This window comes from Streptomyces sp. NPDC055400 (assembly GCF_053644375.1).
The window spans coordinates 646692-667595 of sequence record NZ_JBSHLM010000003.1 but is presented as its reverse complement, the minus strand read 5'-3'; the positions used below and the strand labels follow the sequence as shown (position 1 = coordinate 667595).

At 69.3% G+C, this 20904-nt stretch carries 17 protein-coding genes and 3 tRNA genes; 10 read left to right on the top strand and 10 right to left on the bottom strand.

Going from position 1 to position 20904, the window contains the following annotated elements:
• Positions 1–58 precede the first annotated feature (58 nt).
• The 3 genes from hrpA (at position 59) to ACWIGU_RS11175 (ending at position 4587) form a co-directional block, all read left to right on the top strand.
• Positions 59–4042 carry an ATP-dependent RNA helicase HrpA gene (hrpA, locus tag ACWIGU_RS11185; RefSeq protein WP_454399593.1) on the top strand — a complete coding sequence of 1328 codons (3984 nt, stop codon included), beginning with the start codon at positions 59–61 and terminating at the stop codon, positions 4040–4042.
• Between the two features lie 94 nt (positions 4043–4136).
• Positions 4137–4211, top strand: a tRNA-Asp gene (locus ACWIGU_RS11180).
• A 175-nt stretch (positions 4212–4386) separates the two neighbouring features.
• Positions 4387–4587 (top strand): DUF6274 family protein, encoded by a 201-nt coding sequence (locus ACWIGU_RS11175; RefSeq protein WP_454399592.1) that lies wholly within the window; start codon positions 4387–4389, stop codon positions 4585–4587.
• Positions 4588–5145: 558 nt separating this feature from the next.
• Here ACWIGU_RS11175 and bldC read toward each other — a convergent pair.
• Both bldC and ACWIGU_RS11165 read right to left on the bottom strand, forming a co-directional pair.
• Positions 5146–5352, bottom strand: a complete 207-nt coding sequence (gene bldC / locus ACWIGU_RS11170) for a developmental transcriptional regulator BldC (protein ID WP_003949541.1) — start codon at positions 5350–5352, stop codon at positions 5146–5148.
• A gap of 468 nt (positions 5353–5820) precedes the next feature.
• The gene (locus ACWIGU_RS11165) at positions 5821–6675 is read right to left on the bottom strand and encodes a hypothetical protein (RefSeq protein ID WP_454399590.1); all 855 of its coding nucleotides are present in this window, start codon (positions 6673–6675) and stop codon (positions 5821–5823) included.
• Positions 6676–6897: 222 nt separating this feature from the next.
• Here ACWIGU_RS11165 and ACWIGU_RS11160 point away from each other — a divergent pair, with 222 nt between their 5' ends.
• Complete coding sequence (locus ACWIGU_RS11160) at positions 6898–7989, top strand: Leu/Phe/Val dehydrogenase (RefSeq protein ID WP_454399588.1); 1092 nt, start codon at positions 6898–6900, stop codon at positions 7987–7989.
• A 289-nt stretch (positions 7990–8278) separates the two neighbouring features.
• Positions 8279–8536 (top strand): DUF3073 domain-containing protein, encoded by a 258-nt coding sequence (locus tag ACWIGU_RS11155; protein WP_116512208.1) that lies wholly within the window; start codon positions 8279–8281, stop codon positions 8534–8536.
• A gap of 126 nt (positions 8537–8662) precedes the next feature.
• On the opposite strand, the gene purM is transcribed toward ACWIGU_RS11155, so the two are convergent.
• From purM to purS, 8 genes are all read right to left on the bottom strand, one after another.
• Positions 8663–9736: a phosphoribosylformylglycinamidine cyclo-ligase gene (purM, locus tag ACWIGU_RS11150; RefSeq protein WP_454399585.1), complete on the bottom strand. Its 1074-nt coding sequence runs from the start codon at positions 9734–9736 to the stop codon at positions 8663–8665.
• 34 nt (positions 9737–9770) lie between these two features.
• Positions 9771–11297 carry an amidophosphoribosyltransferase gene (gene purF / locus ACWIGU_RS11145; protein ID WP_454399583.1) on the bottom strand — a complete coding sequence of 509 codons (1527 nt, stop codon included), beginning with the start codon at positions 11295–11297 and terminating at the stop codon, positions 9771–9773.
• A 310-nt stretch (positions 11298–11607) separates the two neighbouring features.
• Positions 11608–12399, bottom strand: a complete 792-nt coding sequence (locus ACWIGU_RS11140; protein ID WP_454399581.1) for an META domain-containing protein — start codon at positions 12397–12399, stop codon at positions 11608–11610.
• A 53-nt stretch (positions 12400–12452) separates the two neighbouring features.
• On the bottom strand, positions 12453–13247 hold the full coding sequence (locus ACWIGU_RS11135) for a sterol carrier family protein (RefSeq protein WP_454399580.1): 795 nt from the start codon (positions 13245–13247) through the stop codon (positions 12453–12455).
• An 85-nt stretch (positions 13248–13332) separates the two neighbouring features.
• Positions 13333–14583 carry a hypothetical protein gene (locus ACWIGU_RS11130; RefSeq protein ID WP_454399578.1) on the bottom strand — a complete coding sequence of 417 codons (1251 nt, stop codon included), beginning with the start codon at positions 14581–14583 and terminating at the stop codon, positions 13333–13335.
• A 185-nt stretch (positions 14584–14768) separates the two neighbouring features.
• Positions 14769–17018: a phosphoribosylformylglycinamidine synthase subunit PurL gene (purL, locus tag ACWIGU_RS11125; RefSeq protein ID WP_454399576.1), complete on the bottom strand. Its 2250-nt coding sequence runs from the start codon at positions 17016–17018 to the stop codon at positions 14769–14771.
• The gene (gene purQ / locus ACWIGU_RS11120; RefSeq protein WP_454399574.1) at positions 17015–17698 is read right to left on the bottom strand and encodes a phosphoribosylformylglycinamidine synthase subunit PurQ; all 684 of its coding nucleotides are present in this window, start codon (positions 17696–17698) and stop codon (positions 17015–17017) included. Before purQ ends, purL begins: the two co-directional genes overlap by 4 nt.
• Entirely contained in the window at positions 17695–17961 is a 267-nt protein-coding gene (gene purS / locus ACWIGU_RS11115) for a phosphoribosylformylglycinamidine synthase subunit PurS (protein WP_100598945.1), read from the bottom strand. Before purS ends, purQ begins: the two co-directional genes overlap by 4 nt.
• 329 nt (positions 17962–18290) lie before the next feature.
• Between purS and ACWIGU_RS11110 the strand changes: the two genes are divergently transcribed.
• The 5 genes from ACWIGU_RS11110 (at position 18291) to ACWIGU_RS11090 (ending at position 20903) form a co-directional block, all read left to right on the top strand.
• Positions 18291–18632, top strand: a complete 342-nt coding sequence (locus tag ACWIGU_RS11110) for a histone-like nucleoid-structuring protein Lsr2 (RefSeq protein ID WP_326775047.1) — start codon at positions 18291–18293, stop codon at positions 18630–18632.
• Between the two features lie 111 nt (positions 18633–18743).
• Positions 18744–18815: transfer RNA gene (locus ACWIGU_RS11105), tRNA-Gly, on the top strand.
• Positions 18816–18894: 79 nt separating this feature from the next.
• Positions 18895–18970, top strand: a tRNA-Gly gene (locus ACWIGU_RS11100).
• Between the two features lie 155 nt (positions 18971–19125).
• Positions 19126–20097, top strand: coding sequence for an ABC transporter ATP-binding protein (locus ACWIGU_RS11095; protein WP_454399571.1), 972 nt, complete (start codon positions 19126–19128; stop codon positions 20095–20097).
• Positions 20094–20903: an ABC transporter permease gene (locus ACWIGU_RS11090; RefSeq protein ID WP_454399569.1), complete on the top strand. Its 810-nt coding sequence runs from the start codon at positions 20094–20096 to the stop codon at positions 20901–20903. Before ACWIGU_RS11095 ends, ACWIGU_RS11090 begins: the two co-directional genes overlap by 4 nt.
• Position 20904: the final 1 nt, after the last annotated feature.

The window sequence follows — 20904 nt, the reverse complement described above, 5'->3', positions numbered from 1 at the left end:
CGGCCCACGTCAAAACCATTCGCCACCCGTTTCCCGGAGGTGAGATCCTGGAGGACGTATGTCTACGCAGCCTGCCCCCGTCCTCGGCACCCTCGCCCAGCGCCTGTCCGAGCTGTCCCTGCGCGATGCGCACCGGCTCGGCCGCAGGCTCGAAGGCGCGCGCCGCATCCGCAAGCCCGAAGCCCGGGCCGCCGTGCTCGCCGAGATCGAAGCGGAGGCCGAGAAGGCCGAGGCCAGGACCGCGCTGCGCCGCGGCCGCTTCGACGCGCTCGACGTCACGTATCCCGAGCAACTTCCCGTCAGCCAGAAGAAGGACGAGATCGCCGACGCGATCCGCGACCACCAGGTCGTGATCGTCGCGGGCGAGACCGGCTCCGGCAAGACGACCCAGATCCCCAAGATCTGTCTCGAGCTCGGCCGCGGCCTGCGCGGCATGATCGGCCACACCCAGCCCCGCCGGCTCGCGGCCCGCACCGTCGCCGAGCGCATCGCGGACGAGATGGACACGCCGCTCGGCGAGGCCATCGGCTGGAAGGTCCGCTTCACGGACCAGGTCGACCCGGACGCCACGTTCGTGAAGCTGATGACGGACGGCATCCTGCTCGCCGAGATCCAGACGGACCGCGAGCTGCGCGCGTACGACACGATCATCATCGACGAGGCCCACGAGCGGTCCCTGAACATCGACTTCCTGCTCGGTTATCTGGCGCAGCTGCTGCCCAGGCGCCCGGACCTGAAGGTCGTCATCACGTCGGCGACGATCGACCCCGAGCGCTTCTCCCGCCACTTCGGTGACGCCCCGATCGTCGAGGTCAGCGGCCGTACGTACCCGGTCGAGGTGCGCTACAGACCCCTGCTCGAAGAGGATTCGGACGACGCCGACCGGGATCAGATCACCGCGATCACGGACGCCGTCGAGGAACTCCAGGGCGAGGGCAAGGGCGACATCCTCGTCTTCCTCTCTGGAGAGCGCGAGATCCGCGACACGGCGGACGCGCTGGAGAAGAAGAAGCTCCGGTTCACCGAGGTCCTGCCGCTGTACGCGCGCCTGTCGCACGCGGAGCAGCACCGCGTCTTCCAGCGCCCCTCGGGCTCGCTCCGCCGCATCGTCCTCGCGACGAACGTCGCGGAGACCTCGCTGACCGTCCCCGGCATCAAGTACGTGATCGACCCGGGCACCGCCCGCATCTCGCGGTACTCGCACCGCACGAAGGTGCAGCGCCTGCCCATCGAGGCGATCAGCCAGGCGAGCGCCAACCAGCGCAAGGGCCGCTGCGGCCGTACGTCGGACGGCATCTGCATCCGCCTGTACTCGGAGGACGACTTCGCCGCCCGCCCCGAGTTCACGGACGCGGAGATCCTCCGTACGAATCTCGCCTCCGTCATCCTCCAGATGACCGCGGCCGGGCTCGGCGACATCGAGAAGTTCCCCTTCATCGACCCGCCGGACCACCGCAACATCCGCGACGGCGTGCAGCTCCTCCAGGAGCTGGGTGCGCTGAACCCGGCGGAGAAGGACGTCCGTAAGCGCCTCACCGAGCAGGGCCGCAAGCTCGCCCAGCTGCCGGTGGACCCGCGCCTGGCCCGGATGGTCCTGGAGGCCGACAAGAACGGCTGTGTGCGCGAGGTCATGGTGATCGCGGCCGCGCTGTCCATCCAGGACCCGCGCGAACGCCCCAGCGAGAAGCAGGCGCAGGCGGACCAGCAGCACGCCCGCTTCAAGGACGAGACGTCCGACTTCCTGGCGTTCCTCAATCTCTGGCGCTATGTGCGCGAGCAGCAGAAGACGCTCGGCTCGTCCGCGTTCCGCCGCATGTGCAAGTCGGAGTACCTGAACTTCCTGCGCATCCGCGAGTGGCAGGACATCTACACGCAGCTGCGTACGGTCGCGAAGCAGATGGGCATCCATCTGAACGAGGACGACGCTCCGGAGCAGCAGGTCCACATCTCCCTCCTCGCCGGTCTCCTCTCCCACATCGGGATGAAGGACGTGAAGGAGTCCACGGACAAGGACCCCAAGCAGCGCGGCGGGCGGAACGAGTACCTGGGCGCGCGCAGCGCCAAGTTCGCCGTCTTCCCCGGCTCCGCCCTCTTCAAGAAGCCCCCGCGCTTCATCATGTCCGCCGAGCTCGTCGAGACGTCGCGGCTGTGGGCCCGCGTCAACGCGAGGATCGAGCCGGAGTGGGTCGAGCCCCTCGCCGAGCACCTCCTCAAGCGCACGTACAGCGAGCCGCACTGGGAGAAGGACCAGGCGGCCGTGATGGCGTACGAGAAGGTGACGCTGTACGGCGTCCCGCTCGTCGCCCAGCGCAAGGTGAACTACGGGCGGATCGACCCCCAAGTGAGCCGCGAGCTGTTCATCAGGAACGCGCTCGTCGAGGGGGACTGGCGCACGCACCACAAGTTCTTCTCGGACAACCGCAGGCTGCTCACCGAGGTCGAGGAGCTGGAGCACCGCGCCCGCCGCCGCGACATCGTCGTCGACGACGAGACGCTCTTCGACTTCTACGACCAGCGGGTCCCGGACCATGTCGTCTCGGGCGCCCACTTCGACAGCTGGTGGAAGCACAAGAAGCGGGACGAGCCCGAACTCCTCGACTTCGAGCGCTCGATGCTCATCCGCGAGTCGGCGGAGGCCATCACCAAGGACGACTATCCGGACTCGTGGCGCCAGGGTCCGCTGAAGTTCCGGGTGACGTACCAGTTCGAGCCGGGTGCGGACGCGGACGGTGTGACCGTCCACGTACCGCTCCAGGTGCTCAACCAGGTCACGTCCGAGGGCTTCGACTGGCAGATCCCGGGCCTGCGCGAGGACGTGGTCACGGAGCTGATCCGCTCCCTGCCCAAGCCGGTCCGCCGGCACTACGTCCCGGCGCCGAACTACGCGAAGGCGTTCCTGGAGCGGGCCGTGCCCCTCCAGGAGCCGCTGCCGACCACACTCGCCCGCGAGCTCCAGCGCATGGTCGGCGTCCCCGTCACCCCGGACGACTTCGACCTGTCCCGCGTACCCGACCACTTGAAGATCACGTTCAGGATCGTCGACGAGCGGCGCAGGACCCTCGCCGAGGACAAGGACCTGGAGTCGCTCAAGCTCCGCCTCAAGCCGAAGGCCCGCAAGGCGATCTCGCAGGCGGCAGCGGCCACGGCCGAGCGCTCGGGCGGGGAGTCCCTGGAGCGGTCGGGCCTCACGGACTGGACGATCGGCACGCTCAGCCGCGTCTTCGAGACCCGGCGCGCCGGCCAGCCCGTGAAGGCGTACCCGGCGTTGGTCGACGACGGGGACACGGTCTCGGTGCGCCTCTTCGACACGGAGGCCGAGCAGCAGCAGGCGATGTGGAAGGGCACGCGCCGGCTGATCCTGCGCAACATCCCGGTCAATCCGGGCAAGTTCGCCTCGGACAAGCTGACCAACCCCCAGAAGCTCGCCCTGTCCGCGAACCCGCACGGCACGGTCCAGGCGCTCTTCGACGACTGCGCCATGGCCTCCTGCGACAAGCTCATCGCGGACTTCGGCGGCCCCGCCTGGGACGAGGAGTCGTACCGGAAGCTCTACGACAAGGTGCGCGCCGAGATCGTCGACACGACCGTACGGACGGTGAGCCAGGTACAGCAGGTGCTCGCCGCCTGGCAGGCCTGCGAGCGCCGCCTGAAGTCCACGAAGAGCCCGACGCTGCTCGCCAACCTCACGGACGTGCGGACCCAGTTGACGGCCCTGATCCGCCCCGGCTTCGTCACGGACACCGGACTGCGGCGCCTGCCCGACCTGGTGCGCTACCTGGTCGCGGCCGACCGGCGCCTGACGCAGATGCCGACGAACGTCCAGCGGGACACGTCGCGCATGGAGAAGGTCCACGAGATGCAGGACGAGTACGCGTGGCTGCTCGAACAGATGCCGCAGGGGCGGCCCGTGCCGCAGGAAGTCCTGGACATCCGCTGGATGCTGGAGGAGCTACGGGTCAGCTACTTCGCCCACGCGCTCGGCACCGCGTACCCCGTCTCGGACAAGCGGATCGTGAAGGCGATCGACGCGGCAGCGCCGTAACGGTCCGGGCACGTTAAGTGAGTTCGACCGCCGGGCCTGCGCTGCTGTACAGTCTCATCTCGCAGCACAGAGCAACACCAAGTGCCGCGAGCAAGGTCCTGTGGAGCAGTTTGGAGTGCTCGCCACCCTGTCAAGGTGGAGGCCGCGGGTTCAAATCCCGTCAGGACCGCACAGAAGACTGAGGCCCGCATCCCGCAAGGGGTGCGGGCCTCAGTCGTGTGCGCACCCGCCCGTGCGGCCCGGCCCCGCGCGTCCGTGCCCCTGCGCCCCGCCCCCGGGCGTCTTGACTGCGTCCCGCTCCCCCGGTACTCAGACAACAGGGACTCCCGACCCGGAGGTGACGCATGGCGGCATCCGCCCGGCACGAGACGCGCGCCCTGCTGCGCGCCCACCTCTCCGCCGCCTCCGGCTATCGCCATCTGACCCGGCACTGCCCCGTCTGCCACCAACTCCTGCGCCTCGCCCTGGAGCCGGGCAGAGAGCCCGCAGGGGCCCGCGAGAGGGGCCGTGGGGCCGCGGAGGACGAAAGTCCCCCCACCGCATGACCAAAGGCGCCGGACGGCGGCCCCGACCGGTGGGAGCCTGGGGGAGAACGACGGACACCGCCACGCGAATCCCCTCTAACCCAAGGGCCTCGCCAGCAACAAGTGTTCGAGCGTGTGACGGGCATCACGGGACCAGTTTTGGAAACACCGTTTCTTACACCCGTCCTACAACACCTCAATTTAATATGTGCAATTGCACCACTCCCAGGGCCCGCCGAGGCACTCCCGAAGGCCCACCCCGCGACCCCTCCGGCGGACCTCCCCCGACGACCCGCCGAGCGCCCGCCGGCGCCCCCCGGCAGGCCGTCACCGGCACTCCATCAGGGACCCACAGGGGCGCCCACAAAGCCACGCACAGGCACCCCACAGACCGCCCGGCCCGCACGGATCCGCGCATAAAAAAATCGCGCTGGACCCGGCGGAGTCCAGCGCGATCGACGACGCACCCTTGAAGCATGAGCAGGCGTGGGCCCGTTGGGGCAGACCCGCGTCGTGTGGAGCTATAGGTTGGGCGCGAAAAGGGCTGGGGGGCCCGGAACGCCCGTTTTATTCAGTTGTTCAGGCCTCGCTGCGCTGCTGCGGAATGCCCGCAAGCAGTGCGCGGACCTCCGCCTCGCGGTAGCGGCGGTGCCCGCCGAGCGTGCGAATCGACGTGAGCTTGCCAGCCTTTGCCCAGCGCGTCACCGTCTTCGGGTCGACGCGGAACATCGTGGCGACCTCAGCCGGGGTCAGCAGCGGCTCGGCATCAGGGGTGCGAGCGGTCATGAGCGGCCTCCTCGGGAGAACCGAACCTTCTCGGTTCATTCCTCTAAATTCTGCACCTTGACCCGCGTTGCCCGAAATGGCGGACGCGAGTCGAGTCGGTTATAGGACGAACGGCTTGTCCTCGGCACTACAACTACACCATCCGTCCAGCCGCGTCGGCCAAACCGATGGAATTGCCCTCCCAGGTGTTCATCAGCGACGGAAGCCGATGGACCATGCCATAGCGGACAGTCACGCCACTGTGACGATCAGTCACAGTGGCGCCAGGAGTCACGAGACCCCCCATAGCGTGCAATGCTGAGATTCCGGCTGAACGCGGACGAAAGCAGCCGGAAGGAGTCCTCCCCGGACTCCTTGTCCTATTTTGGCACGAGGAGGGGCGATGGACGCAAGGGCGAAGTAAGTGCGGTCCATCACGCTTGAGGCAAAAGACCGGATCGGGACCTACGTCCCCACACGCCTGTCCGGTCAGTTCGCGAACTGCCGGTCCCGCACCGCACGCCAACGTTCCATCAGCCGCGCGTATGCCGCTTCGGCGCCGTCACTGTCACCGCGCCGCAGCGCCTCGATCCCCTCCGCCACGTCCGCAGCGGAATGATCATCATCCAGATCCTCCGCGGACAAAGCGTGCACCAGGCCGCCGTAGTCGAGCTCGACGAATGAACGCGGGTGGAACTCTTCGAGCCAGCGCCCCACATCCACCAGGCCGTCGATCAGAGGCCCCTCGTCCATCGTGTCCCGCAGCGTGCGAAGCCCCCGCGCGACCCGGCGGCGCGCCTGCACCATCGGCGTGCGGTAGCGCAGCACCGGCGCCTCCCCGTGCGCGCCGTCCGCGGCCCCCTTGCCGTACTCGCGCTCCTCGTCCGCGACGAGCACGAACCAGTTCAGCGGGATCTGCCAGGTGGACGTGCGGATCCAGGGGCGGGCGTCGGGGTTGCGGGCCAGCCAGCGCTCGTAGTCCGCGGCGGACTGCCGGCGGACCACCGGCGGGAGCACGGCGTCCAGCACGGGTGTCGGCAGCCGCCCCGGCAGCTCGTCCAGCGCCTGCCAGCCGCGCAGCCGCGTGCGCCAGGGACACACGCACACCACACCGTCCGTCTCGATGACGAAGGCGTCGTCGCTCTCGTGGACCGGCACGGGCACCGGCGGCGTGGGCAGCAAGTCGGCCAGCGAGCGGCGCAGTTCGTCCTGGTAGGAAGGGCGCTCGCGGCGCTGCGCGTAGCGCTCCCAGTGGCTCCGCTCGGGCTCGGGGAACGCCGCGAGGGGTTCGTACACGCGCAGATACGACGCGTAGGGCACGGTCACCGAAGACACCTTGGGCACGGCTGCTCCCTCCCCCGGCCTGCGCCTGGAAAACACTGCAAATCGTCCCATGGCCGAAGCTGAACGCACCTGGCCGGACACGCGCGTACTCCGGGAGAGGGTGATCTCCGGCACTGCGCATCTGGCGGCTCGGCGCAGGCTCTAGTCTCTTGCCCAACGGGGCCCGCCACCCGTACGGGCACCGTCTCTCCAACCGCCGCTACTTGACCGGGAGTCACCACAGTGACCGACGTATCCGGCGCCCCTGCCGATGTTCTGCACACCCTGTTCCGGTCGGAACAGGGCGGCCATGAGCAAGTCGTGCTCTGCCAGGACCGCGCCAGTGGCCTCAAGGCCGTCATCGCCCTCCACAGCACCGCCCTGGGCCCCGCCCTCGGCGGCACCCGCTTCTACCCGTACGCGAGCGAGGCGGAGGCCGTCGCAGACGCCCTGAACCTCTCGCGCGGGATGTCGTACAAGAACGCCATGGCCGGCCTCGACCACGGCGGCGGCAAGGCAGTGATCATCGGTGACCCCGAGACGATCAAGAGCGAGGAACTGCTGCTCGCCTACGGCCGCTTCGTCGCCTCCCTCGGCGGGCGCTACGTCACGGCGTGCGACGTCGGCACCTACGTCGCCGACATGGACGTCGTCGCGCGCGAGTGCCGCTGGACGACCGGGCGCTCCCCGGAGAACGGCGGCGCCGGCGACTCGTCCGTGCTCACCGCCTTCGGTGTCTTCCAGGGCATGCGGGCCTCCGCCCAGCACCTGTGGGGCGACCCGACGCTGCGCGGCCGCAAGGTCGGCGTCGCGGGCGTCGGCAAGGTCGGCCACCACCTCGTGGAGCACCTCCTGTCGGACGGCGCCGAAGTCGTGATCACGGACGTGCGCGAGGAGTCCGTACGGCGGATTCAGGACAAGCACCCGTCCGTCCGGGCCGTGGCGGACACCGAGGCGCTCATCCGCACCGAGGGTCTCGACATCTACGCCCCGTGCGCCCTGGGCGGCGCGCTCAACGACCACTCCGTCCCGGTCCTCACCGCGAAGATCGTCTGCGGCGCGGCCAACAACCAGCTCGCCCACCCGGGCGTGGAGAAGGACCTCGCCGACCGCGGGATCCTCTACGCGCCCGACTACGTCGTGAACGCCGGCGGAGTGATCCAGGTCGCCGACGAGCTGCACGGCTTCGACTTCGACCGGTGCAAGGCCAAGGCGGCGAAGATCTTCGACACGACGCTGGCCATATTCGCTCGTGCGAAGACGGACGGGATTCCGCCGGCCGCCGCGGCCGACCGGATCGCCGAGCAGCGCATGGCGGAGGCCCGCCGCCGCTGACGTTCGGGGTGCCCGGGAGCGGCCCGGCGGCGGATGCGGGAGACAAGACTCACGCCCGTCGGCGGGTCGCCCGCCAAGAAGAGGTTAAAATCGCAGTTGACCAGCGAGGACAGGGCACCTTGCTGGTCCTGCGCCCAGGCGCGTCCTGCGGGCGACGTACCGTATGGCCGCGGGAGCAGGTACCGTGGAAGCCCTAAGGACGGGTCTCTCTGCGGAGAGCCCGTTCGAGATCATGAACGCGTGTCAAGACTCTGGGGCCGTCGAGCCCCGTCACCGAGGGGGTCGAGCCATGGGGCGCGGCCGGGCAAAGGCCAAGCAGACGAAGGTCGCCCGCCAGCTGAAGTACAGCAGCGGCGGGACTGACCTGTCGCGTCTGGCCAATGAGCTGGGCGCTTCGACCTCGAATCAGCCGCCGAATGGCGAGCCGTTCGAGGACGACGACGAGGAAGACGACCCGTACGCCCAGTACGCGGATCTGTATAACGACGACGAGGACGACGAGGACTCAGACGAGTCCGGTCCCTCGTCGCAGCGCCGCGGCGCTTGACCTCGCAGTCCTGCAGTCTGCAGTCCAGCAGTAGTTCTTCGCAGTTCTCGTTTGCGTAGCAACTGCACTTCACCCGGTCCGGGGTGGTCACACCGCCGGACCGGGTTTTGTGCTGCCCTGCGGGCCTTACTTGCTGTAGTCACCCGTGAGCGCCGCGCCCGTGGTGTGCTCGCCGCGCTCGGTGATCTCACCGGCGACCCACGAGTCCACGCCGCGGTCGGCGAGCGTCGCGAGCGCCGAGTCCACCGCGTCCTGGGGGACGATCGCCATCATGCCGACGCCCATGTTCAGCGTCTTCTCGAGCTCCAGGCGCTCCACCGCGCCGGCCTTGCCGACGAGGTCGAAGATCGCGCCGGGCGCCCACGTGGAGCGGTCCACGGTGGCGTGCAGGCCGTCCGGGATGACCCGGGCCAGGTTGGCCGCGAGGCCGCCGCCCGTGATGTGGCTGTACGCGTGGACGTCCGTGGTGCGGGTCAGCGCCAGGCAGTCCAGCGAGTAGATCTTGGTGGGCTCCAGAAGCTCCTCGCCGAGCGTGCGGCCGAGCTCCTCGATGTGCTGGTCGAGCTTCAGGCCCGCACGGTCGAAGAGGACGTGGCGGACCAGCGAGTACCCGTTCGAGTGAAGACCGGAGGACGCCATGGCGATCACCGCGTCACCCGTACGGATACGATCCGGGCCGAGCAGCCGGTCGGCCTCCACGACGCCGGTGCCGGCGCCCGCGACGTCGAAGTCGTCCGCGCCGAGCAGGCCCGGGTGCTCCGCGGTCTCGCCGCCGACGAGGGAGCAGCCGGCGAGGACACAGCCTTCGGCGATGCCCTTCACGATCGCGGCGACACGCTCGGGGTGCACCTTGCCGACGCAGATGTAGTCGGTCATGAACAGCGGCTCGGCGCCGCACACCACGATGTCGTCCATGACCATCGCGACGAGGTCGTGACCGATGGTGTCGTACACGCCGAGGCGGCGGGCGATGTCGACCTTCGTGCCGACTCCGTCCGTGGCGGAGGCGAGCAGCGGACGCTCGTAACGCTTGAAGGCGGAGGCGTCGAAGAGGCCGGCGAATCCGCCGAGACCGCCGAGGCCGGCGACCTCGGGGCGCTGCGTCTTCTTCACCCACTCCTTCATCAGTTCGACGGCGCGGTCGCCCGCTTCGATGTCGACGCCCGCGGACGCATAGCTGGCACCAGGTGTCTCAGACATGGCTTGAGAACTTTCGTGTCGTACGACGGGGGTCTTACGGGCGACGGAGGGCGTCGGCGGCGGCGGTGTTCGCCGGTCCTGCCGCGAGCTCGGTCTCCAGGAGCTGCTTGCCGAGCAGCTCGGGGTCGGGAAGGTCCATCGGGTACTCGCCGTCGAAGCAGGCGCGGCAGAGGTTCGGCTTGTCGATGGTCGTGGCCTCGATCATGCCGTCGATGGAGATGTAGGAGAGGGAGTCGGCGCCCAGGGACTTGCCGATCTCGTCGATCGACATGCCGTTGGCGATCAGCTCGGCGCGCGTCGCGAAGTCGATGCCGAAGAAGCACGGCCACTTCACGGGGGGAGAGGAGATCCGGATGTGGATCTCGGCCGCGCCCGCTTCGCGGAGCATGCGGACCAGGGCGCGCTGGGTGTTGCCGCGCACGATCGAGTCGTCGACGACGACCAGGCGCTTGCCCTTGATGACTTCCTTGAGCGGGTTCAGCTTCAGCCGGATACCGAGCTGCCGGATGGTCTGCGAGGGCTGGATGAAGGTCCGGCCGACGTACGCGTTCTTGACCAGTCCCGCGCCGAACGGAATGCCGGAGGCCTCCGCGTAGCCGATCGCGGCGGGAGTGCCCGATTCCGGCGTTGCTATGACCAGGTCGGCCTCGACCGGTGCTTCCTTGGCGAGTTTGCGGCCCATCTCCACGCGGGAGAGGTACACGTTCCGCCCGGCGATGTCGGTGTCGGGGCGGGCCAGGTACACGTACTCGAAGACACAGCCCTTGGGCTTCGCTTCTGCGAATCGGGAGGTGCGCAGGCCGTTCTCGTCGATGGCGACGAACTCGCCCGGCTCGATCTCGCGCACGTAGCTGGCGCCGCAGATGTCGAGGGCGGCGGACTCGGAGGCGACGACCCAGCCGCGCTCGAGCCGGCCGAGGACCAGCGGGCGGATGCCCTGCGGGTCGCGGGCCGCGTAGAGGGTGTGCTCGTCCATGAAGACGAGGGAGAAGGCGCCCTTGACATCCGGAAGGATCTTGGCGGCGGCATCTTCGATGGTCAGTGGCTTGCCGTCGTCGTCGACCTGGCCCGCGAGGAGCGCGGTGACGAGGTCGGTGTCGTTGGTCGCCGCGAGCTGGGTGTTGCGGCCGTTCTCCTTGGGGAGGGCCGCGACCATCTCGGCGAGCTGCGCCGTGTTGACCAGGTTGCCGTTGTGGCCGAGCGCGATCGAGCCGTGCGCGGTGGCACGGAACGTCGGCTGGGCGTTCTCCCACACGGAGGCACCGGTGGTCGAGTAGCGGGCGTGACCGACCGCGATATGACCTTGGAGGGAGCTGAGAGAGGTCTCGTCGAAGACCTGGGACACGAGGCCCATGTCCTTGAAGACGAGAATCTGGGAGCCGTTGCTCACCGCGATTCCCGCGGATTCCTGACCTCGATGCTGGAGGGCGTAGAGCCCGAAGTAAGTCAGCTTGGCGACCTCTTCACCGGGAGCCCAGACACCGAAGACGCCGCAAGCGTCCTGGGGGCCTTTCTCGCCGGGGAGCAGATCATGATTGAGTCGACCGTCACCACGTGGCACGCCACCGAGTGTAGGCGAGATCGACCACTGGTCCGAATTGGCGAACGTGATCCCGCGCCTGGTCGAGCCGGTCGGGCCCGCCTTTGAGGCCCTTGCCCGAGGGCGCGCCGACCGCCACCGACCCCCTTCCGCCCGCCCCGCCCCTTCGCCGCGATCACGGCGCTGACCTGGCTCTTCGTGTGCTACAGCCGTCTCTGGGCGGACTCGCGAGCGGCGGCGGCGTGCGGTGCGGGGTGGTGGGCTTCGGTGGGGGCGGCGCCGGGCGCGCGGGCGCCGCCGGGTGTGACGGAATTCGCTGCGGGCCGCCTGGTCAGCCGCGGCCCGCGCCCGCCACGGCGCCGGTTCCGTCGGGAGCCTTCAGCGTGAGGGTGCGGCCCTGGACCTCGTACGACAGCTTCTGGGCGAAGAGCTTCAGCAGGGCGTGTTCGGTGTCCATGCGCGGGCCCTGGCAGAGCATGCGGGTGGTGACGGGCCTGCCGAGGGTGAGGTGGCCGTCGCGGAATTCGGCCTTCGCGCGGAAGCGGTTGCAGCCGAGGCTGCCGGTCGCGGCGCCGTCCTTGCCGAACCTCAGCTTTGCCTTGCCCACAGCTTCGCCGGGGAGCGAGGTCGCCACGTCGTCCGAGAGCAGGCTCGTGACGGTCCACTCGGTGCCTATCAGCGGGGCCGGACGCTCCTTGACCAGGGCGATCGTGTCGCCGTCTTCGGTGGTGAGGGTGAGGTGGTCGCCGTCGGTCCTGGCGTGGTTGCTGCCGCCGATGGCGCGGGCGAAGGTCTTCTCGAAGGCCCGCTGCTTCTTGTCCGTGCACAGCATGAGCGTCGCGATGCCTTTGCCGAGGTGGATGGTGTCGCCGTCGAGCTCGGCCTCCACGTCGAAGTTGTTGCAGCCGTAGTTGCCGCGTGCCCGGTCCGCCGAGGGGAACTCCACGTAGGCGCTCTCCGGCGCCCGCGTCTTCGTGCCGTCGACGGTGACGCTCTCCACGTTCCAGCGGACTCCGGTGACGGGCGTGCCTCCGACGGACACGGTCTGTGATCCGCACGCCGCGACGGCCGCGAGGGGCAGGAGCGCGGCCAGGACGGTGAGGTTCCGGGATTGCCTGTGCATGGAGGTTGGACGGGCGGGGCGGTCGGATCGGTTCCCCCGGTCCGCCGTCGGAGTCAGCCCATGAGGGGCAGCAGCTTGCTGAGGTCCGCCCGTTCGCCGCTCGCGCTGACCTTCGCGTCGTCCAGGGCGGCGCGCCACTCGACGCGTCCGGTGGCGAGGCGGATCCAGGTGAGCGGGTCCGTCTCGACGACGTTCGGCGGGGTGCCGCGGGTGTGGCGGGGGCCCTCGACACACTGGACGACGGCGAACGGCGGGATCCGCACCTCGGTCGACGCGCCGGGCGCCTTCACGGCGAGGGTGTCGGCGAGCAGCCGGGTGCAGGCAGCGAGCGCCTGGCGGTCGTACGGGACGTCGAGGCCGGGCAGCGCGTCGTTCAGGTCGTCGGTGTGGACGACGAGTTCGACGGTCCGGGTTACCAGGAAGTCGGCGAGGGTCATGGCACCGAACCGGGTGGGTACGAGGCGGGTGTCAGCAGCCGTGTTCAGAGCCGCCTCGATACGGGCCGTCGTGCGCGCGAAGAGTTCGGCGGGCGGGGCGCTCGCGGCGAGTTCCCTGGTGCCGTCGGCGATGGCAGCGGACTCGGTCACCGTCCCGAACGGCCAGTCCAGGAGCGGGACTTCGTGCTTGGGCGGCTCCGGCATCTCCAGTCCCCTGGCCACCGCGCCGACCGCCATCGTGAAGTGCGCCGCCAGCTCCCGTACGGTCCAGTCCCCGAGCCGCGTCGGCGCGCTCAGCTGCTCTTCCGAGAGGCCCGCCACCGCTTCCCGTACGTGGGCGAACTGAGCGAGCACCGCCGTCCGGATCCTGGCGGAGTCATAGGAGCGTGCACGCTTCTTGGCCGGTGACATGGGGCGAGCCTATGCCTTGACGGCGTCTTCGCAGACACGGCAACGGCGGTCACCGGAGCCGGAGAAGGCGTCGGCGCCCGTCACGTCACCCGCCCTCCCGGAAGGACGAGGCAGCCGGGAAGGTGATGTCGGTGCAGCCATGGCGGCGGGCCTGGTCGTCGACGTAGATCCGGAAGATCCGCTCGTACTCGGGCGCTGCCACCCTCCCGTACGCGAAAGACATGGTCATGGTGTGGATCCGGGGCTTCCCCGCGCAGACCGAGGAGGCCCACCAGACCGGCTCCTCGGTGTCGCGGCCCGCCTCGCCCGGCTCGGCGTCGACCGGGGTGTCCGAGGCGGTGGATCTGCGCAGTTGGACGTTTCGGGCGGCATCGCCGGAGTAGGTGTGGAAGGACGCGAAGTACTTGCCGGGGCGGTCCGGGGAGTAGACGCTGTCCAGGCCGTCGCCCTGGGCCTCCCACACGGCGTTCGCCCGCTGCGGGGAGAGGATGAGGGCGCACCGCTCGTCCCACGCCCTGGAATCGCTGCGGCTCTGCAGGACCTGGTCGCCGTACTTGCCCCGCTGTGCCAGGCCCGAGCTTCGGTACCAGGCGCAGGTGCCATCGGCCTTGGCGGCGGACGTCGGGCCCTCGGTGAGCGCGGGGACGTCGTCCGGGGCGTCGGGCAGCCTGTCGGCGCAGCCCGCGCGATCGGCGAGGCGGTTGGCGGTGATCACGGCTGTGTCCGCGAGGATGTCCCGGTCGTGGTCGGTCAGCTGACCCTGCTCGGTGAACGGCGAATCGGACTCCGTGAGGCCGGCCCACGCCCACAGCGTCCCCACCGGCTGCCCGCCCAACCGGCCCTCGGCACACGGCAGATGAACGGTCACCCCGGTGTCGCTGACGGTGCCCGCGATGCCGCCGCCGAGCGGCTGCTCGGGGTAGACGTGAGCGCTGTAGGGACCGACGGGGTCGATCGGGTTGTCCCAGGGATCCTCGGGGGTGTACGCCGTCTCCTGGGCCACAGACCCCATCGCTCCGGTGAAGAACCAGCGCTCGCCGCTGCTCGTGCCCTGCTTCTCGCCGGCCTCGGTACTGAATATCTCGCAGTCCTCGCCCGAGGCCAGACTGTCGAGCTGGATGGTTCCCTCGTCGGCGACCCGGTGTGTGACGTTGCCGCCCGCCGGCGAAAGCGCGAGTACACGACCGGCCGGTACGAGGCCCGCGCAGGCCTCGTTGATCTGATGCCGGCTGCTCAGGACCTGCCAGATCTCCTTGCCGCCCCAGCCGATGCCGCCGATGGCAACCAGACACAGCAGCACATTGACGGTCTTCTGCACCCGCTCCGGTACTCGCACCGCTTCCCCCGCCCCCTGTGACTCCCAGCACTGCCGAAGCTACCAACCGCCACTGACAACCCGGCCGTACAGCCACAGGATCCTCACGGACGCCCGACGCCCGACGCCCGATCATCGGTGAACGAAAAGTCCCCGCCTGCCGCAGCAGACGGGGACTTCACGACCGTACGTACGGCCGGCGGAACTTACGCCAGCAGCGCCGGGATCGTCGCCTCGTGCGCCTCGCGGAGTTCCGCGAGGGAGAGGGCGAACTCGCCCTGGACGTCGACCGCGTCGCCGTCGACCACGCCGATGCGGGTGGCCGGGAGGCCGCGCGCACCGCACATGTCGGTGAAGCGCAGCTCCTCGCTCCGCGGGACGGCGACGACCGCGCGGCCCGCCGACTCGGAGAACAGGAACGTGAACGCGTCCAGGCCGTCGGGCACGATGAGCCGCGCGCCCTTGTCGCCGAGCATCGCCGACTCGACCACGGCCTGGATCAGACCGCCGTCGGACAGGTCGTGCGCGGCGTCGATCATGCCGTCGCGGGACGCCGAGATCAGGATGTCGGCGAGCAGCCGCTCCCGCTCCAGGTCGACCTGCGGCGGCAGACCGCCGAGGTGGTCGTGGACGACCTGCGACCAGGCCGAGCCGCCGAACTCCTCGCGGGTGTCGCCGAGCAGGTAGAGGAGCTGGCCCTCTTCCCTGAAGGCGACCGGCGTGCGGCGGGCGACATCGTCGATGACACCGAGCACGGCCACGACCGGCGTCGGGTGGATCGCCGCCTCGCCCGTCTGGTTGTACAGCGAGACGTTTCCGCCGGTCACCGGGGTGCCGAGGATCTGGCAGGCGTCGGCGAGACCGCGGATGGCCTCGACGAACTGCCACATGACGTCCGGGTCCTCGGGCGAACCGAAGTTCAGGCAGTCGGAGATCGCGAGCGGCTTGGCGCCGGTCGTCGCGACGTTCCGGTACGCCTCGGCGAGGGCGAGCTGCGCGCCGTGGTACGGGTCGAGCTTCGCGAAGCGGCCGTTGCCGTCGGTCGCGATGGCGACGCCGAGCCCCGACTCCTCGTCGATGCGGATCATGCCCGAGTCCTCGGGCTGCGCGAGGACGGTGTTGCCCTGCACGAAGTGGTCGTACTGCGAGGTGATCCACTTCTTCGACGCCTGGTTGGGCGACGCGACCAGCTTCAGGACCTGGGCCTTCAGCTCCTCCTTGGAGGACGGCCGCGGCAGCTTGTTCGCGTCGTCGGCCTGGAGCGCGTCCTGCCACGCGGGGCGGGCGTACGGGCGCTCGTAGGTCGGGCCCTCGTGGGCGACCGTGCGCGGGTCGACGTCGACGATCTTCTCGCCGTGCCAGAAGATCTCCAGGCGGTCGCCGTCGGTGACCTCACCGATGACGGTCGCGATGACGTCCCACTTCTCGCAGATCTCGAGGAAGCGGGCGACCTTCTCCGGCTCGACGACCGCGCACATGCGTTCCTGCGACTCGCTCATGAGGATTTCCTCGGGTGAGAGCGTGGAGTCGCGCAGCGGTACGTCGTCCAGCTCGACGCGCATGCCGCCCGAGCCGTTGGACGCCAGCTCGCTGGTGGCGCAGGAGATGCCGGCGGCTCCGAGGTCCTGGATGCCGACGACGAGCTTCTCGGCGAACGCCTCCAGGGTGCACTCGATGAGGAGCTTCTCCTGGAAGGGGTCACCGACCTGCACGGCGGGACGCTTCGAGGGCTTCGCGTCGTCGAAGGTCTCGGAGGCCAGGATCGAGGCGCCGCCGATGCCGTCGCCGCCCGTCCGGGCCCCGTACATGATGACCTTGTTGCCCGGGCCCGACGCCTTCGCGAGGTGGATGTCCTCGTGGCGCATGACGCCGATGGCGCCCGCGTTGACCAGCGGGTTGCCCTGGTAGCAGGCGTCGAAGACGACCTCGCCGCCGATGTTCGGCAGGCCCAGGCAGTTGCCGTAGCCGCCGATGCCGGCGACGACACCCGGCAGGACACGCTTGGTGTCGGGGTGGTCGGCGGCGCCGAAGCGCAGCGGGTCCACGACGGCGACCGGGCGCGCGCCCATCGCGATGATGTCGCGCACGATGCCCCCGACGCCGGTGGCCGCGCCCTGGTAGGGCTCGACGTACGACGGGTGGTTGTGCGACTCGACCTTGAAGGTGACGGCGTAGCCCTGGCCGACGTCCACGACACCGGCGTTCTCACCGATGCCGACGAGCAGCGCGTCGGACTGCGGCGCCTTCTCGCCGAACTGGCGCAGGTGGATCTTGGACGACTTGTACGAGCAGTGCTCGGACCACATCACGGAGTACATGGCGAGCTCGGCGCCGGTCGGGCGGCGGCCGAGGATCTCCACGACGCGCTCGTACTCGTCCTTCTTCAGGCCGAGTTCGGCCCAGGGGAGCTCGACGTCGGGGGTCTGTGCGGCGTTCTCAACGGTGTCGAGGCTCATGAGGCGGCGACCAGCTTCTTGAGGATCGAGGTGAAGAAGGGGAGGCCGTCGGTGCGACCGGAGCCGACGAGCGGCTCGACGGCGTGCTCCGGGTGCGGCATCAGACCGACGACGTTGCCCGCCTCGTTCGTGATGCCGGCGATGTCGCGGAGCGAGCCGTTCGGGTTGAAGTCCAGGTAGCGGAAGACGACCCGGCCCTCGGCCTCCAGCATGTCCAGCGTGCGCTCGTCGGCGACGTAGCGGCCGTCCATGTTCTTCAGCGGGATGTGGATCTCCTGGCCGGACGCGTAGTCGGCGGTCCAGGCGGTGTCCGCGTTCTCCACCCGCAGCTTCTGGTCACGGCAGATGAAGTGGAGGTGGTCGTTTCCGAGCATCCCGCCGGGCAGCAGGTGCGCCTCGGTCAGAACCTGGAAGCCGTTGCAGATACCGAGTACCGGCATACCGGCCTTGGCCTGCTCGATGACGGTCTGCATCACCGGCGAGAACCGGGAGATGGCACCGGCCCGCAGATAGTCGCCGTAGGAGAATCCACCGGGCAGGACGACAGCGTCGACCTGCTTCAGATCCTTGTCCTTGTGCCAGAGGGCTACGGGCTCAGCGCCGGCAAGCCGGATGGCGCGCTGCGTGTCCCGGTCGTCGAGGGATCCGGGAAAGGTGACGACTCCAATACGAGCGGTCACTTTTCTGCCCCCACCGCGGGTTCTTCCACCTTCACGGTGAAGTTCTCGATCACGGTGTTGGCGAGGAACGTGTCGGCCAACTCATGGATACGGGCGAGGACGGCATCGTCAACGGGCCCGTCAACCTCGAGTTCGAATCGCTTTCCCTGACGTACGTCGGAGATGCCCTCGAAACCGAGGCGCGGCAGTGCACGCTGCACCGCCTGGCCCTGGGGGTCGAGGATCTCCGGCTTGAGCATGACGTCGACTACGACGCGTGCCACTGGCACTCCCGGTGTGTGGTGCTGAGCAGGTCCCTTCAGACTACCCGGACAAAATTTCTACTCGCGTAGACCGTAGGAAGCTACGAGAGCCGGATCACGTTACTGCAACAGCCCCGGTGACCCCCGAGGAAAATCCGGGGAAAGATTTCGGAGACCCATTGCCTCCGGACACGCGGGGGGATTTAGTCGGTCTTCACAATGCAATGCCATGCAGGGTAAAAAGGAAATGGCGAAAGCGGGCAGTTCGCCTCTGCTTTGCCCCATAACAGCCGGACAGTCGACATCGGCGCACGTCAAGGTGCAGATGTCGCACGAAGGGACCGATATTCGTGGCGCAGCGTGTCGTGGTCACTCTCTCCGACGACATCGACGGCGGAGAAGCCGCAGAAACGGTCGTGTTCGGTCTCGACGGCAAGTCGTACGAGATCGACCTGAATCCAGCCAATGCCAAGAAACTGCGCAAGGCCCTGGCCCCCTTCCTCCAGGCCGGCCGCAAGCAGACCGGCTCGGGCCGTGCGGCGTCGGGGAAGACCGTCAGGAGCTTCAAGCACACCGCGGTGTCCGCCGACCCGGCGGCCGTCCGCGCCTGGGCGCGCTCGCACAAGATGGACGTCCCGCCACGCGGCCGCATCCCCAAGCGGGTCTACGAGGCGTTCGAGGCGGCCAACTGACCCCCTCCGGCAGCCCGCAGAGCAGCCGACTTGCGCTGCACCCCTGTTGATCAGCTAAAGTCTGGAGCACGCCGAGGGGCGAGGCCGAAAGGCCGGACCTCACGGAGTCTTGCGGGTGTAGTTCAGTAGTAGAACATCCCCCTTCCAGGGGGAAGGCGCAGTGTGCAATTCCTGTCACCCGCTCTGCATCGCGTACCGACCACTCTCCGGAGTGCGGTAGGCTGGTGCTCGCACCGATCGATGAGAGTCGATCGGCGGCAGTGCGAACGTAGCTCAGTTGGTAGAGCGCAACCTTGCCAAGGTTGAGGTCGCGAGTTCGAACCTCGTCGTTCGCTCCAGTTGAAGGCCCCGGTCCATCGGACCGGGGCCTTCTGCATGTCCGCCCCTCTCTCGTCTCCCGCGGCGCACGCCCGCGACCCGCTCTGACATTTGTCATGCGGTTCGGTGACAGCGCGCACTGCTCCTCGCCCCGGCGCCGGGAAAGGCTCGGGGCATGGAAACGAACGAGCGCGTGATCGACGTCACCGATCTGCGACGCGTGTACGGGGGCTCGTACGAGGCGGTGCGCGGAGTGACCTTCTCCGTCGCCCGCGGCGAACTCTTCGCCCTCCTCGGCACCAACGGCGCGGGCAAGACCTCCACCGTCGAGCTCCTCGAAGGACTCGCCGTCCCGGCCGGCGGCCGTGTCCGGGTCCTCGGGTACGACCCGTACACGGAACGCGACCTGGTCAGGCCGCGCGTCGGGGTCATGCTCCAGGAAGGCGGCTTTCCGTCCGAGCTGACCGTCGCCGAGGCCGTCCGGATGTGGGGCGGATGCACGAGCGGTGCCCGGCCCGCCGGTGAGGCCCTTGAGCTCGTCGGGCTCGAACGGCGGTCCCGGGTCCGCGTGAAGCAGCTGTCCGGCGGCGAGAAGCGGCGCCTGGACCTGGCGCTCGCCCTGCTCGGCCGGCCCGAGGTCCTCTTCCTCGACGAGCCGACCACCGGCCTCGACGCCGAGGGGCGGCGCGCCACCTGGGAACTGGTGCGCGAGCTGCGCGCCGAGGGCACCACCGTGCTGCTGACCACCCACTACCTCGAAGAGGCCGAGGAGCTCGCCGACCGGCTCGCCATCCTGCACGAGGGGCGGATCGCCGCTGAGGGCCGCGTCGACGAGGTCGTCGCCGCCCAGCCCTCGCACATCTCCTTCGAACTTCCCGAGGGCTACTTCCCCGGCGACCTCCCGCCGCTCGCCGAGCTCGGCGTCAGCGGCCACGAGACCGACGGCCGCACCATCCGGCTGCGGACCGGCGAGCTCCAACGGGCCGCCACCGGGCTCCTGTTGTGGGCCAGGGACGCCCGGGTCGAGCTGCGGGGGCTCGACGTGCGCAGCGCGTCGCTGGAAGAGGCGTTCCTGCGGATCGCGCAGGACGCGCGTACGGACACCATGGCCGGTACGGAGAACAGGGACGAGGTGGCGGCGCGATGAGCGCGGTCGTGACGGACAGGACGAAGCCCGCGGTCACGGGCGGCACGACGGCCGCAGGGCGGATGCGGGCCCTCGCCCGCGCGGAGCTGACGCTGATCGGACGCAGCAAGGGCACGCTCTTCACCGCGGTGTTCGTGCCGCTGGTGCTGCCGTTCAGCGTGCGCTCGTCGATCGACAGCATGGACCTGAAGGGTGCGGGGCTCACCGTCGGCTCGGTGCTGCTGCCGTCCGCGATCGGCTTCTCCCTCCTCTTCGCCGTCTACAGCGCGCTGGTCGGCGTGTACGCGGCGCGGCGCGAGGAACTCGTCCTCAAGCGGCTGCGTACCGGTGAGCTGCGGGACGGGGAGATCCTCGCGGGCGCCGCGGTGCCCTCCGTCGCCATCGGCCTCGCGCAGAGCCTCGTCCTCGCCGCCGCCTCCACCGCGTTCCTCGACGTGGGGGCTCCGCGGGCGCCCTATTACGCCGTACTCGGGCTGCTGCTGGGGCTGGTGATGTGGCCCGCGCTCGCCGCCGTCACCGCGAGTTTCAGCAAGAGCGTCGAGAGCGCGCAGGTCGCGGCCATGCCGCTGCTGCTCCTCTCGATGCTCGGCTCCGGCACCGTGGTGCCGCTCGAAGTCATGCCGGACCGTCTCGCGTCGGTGTGCGAACTGCTGCCCCTCACGCCGGTGATCACCCTCGTACGGGGCGGCTGGACCGGGGACCTCTCCGCGTACGACGCCGTCACCGCGGCCGCCGTCGCGGTGGCCTGGACCGTCCTCGCCGTGTTTGCTGTACGCCGGTGGTTCCGCTGGGAACCGCGGCGGTGAT